Consider the following 384-nt stretch of genomic DNA (forward strand, 5'->3'; position numbering starts at 1 on the left):
TTCTGGGCGATCCTGCCGATCGCGCTGGCGGTGCCGTGCCTGTTCGACCTGTCGCTCGTCGACGAATGCCGCGAACGCGCACGCGTGGCGCTCGACGCGATGCAGGACGCCGACGTGACGCCGGCCTGCGCCGATGCGCGCGTGCGCTTGCTCGCCGCGTACGCGGCGGCGCTCGCTCATACCGGCGGCTCGACGCAGGCGGCACATCACGCATGGCTGCAGGTGCATCGCCTCGGCCACGATGCGCTCGACGCCGACGCGCAGTCGCGCGAACCGTAACGCCGCGCAGGCTTCAGGACGTTTCAGTCCGGCTACAGGACGGCGCCGGTTCGCGCGCGTAGATTGTGCGAACGGCGCACGCAGGCCGCATGTCGGCGTGCGTGC

The 384-nt window shown here is 71.6% G+C and carries 1 pseudogene; it reads left to right on the plus strand.

The features are described 5' to 3' along the window. Positions 1-279 (plus strand): annotated as a pseudogene (locus SB816_RS30105) (transcriptional regulator); the annotation flags it as partial. Positions 280-384: the final 105 nt, after the last annotated feature.

The sequence above is a fragment of the Achromobacter sp. SIMBA_011 genome, from assembly GCF_046535435.1.
GTDB lineage: Bacteria > Pseudomonadota > Gammaproteobacteria > Burkholderiales > Burkholderiaceae_B > Achromobacter > Achromobacter dolens.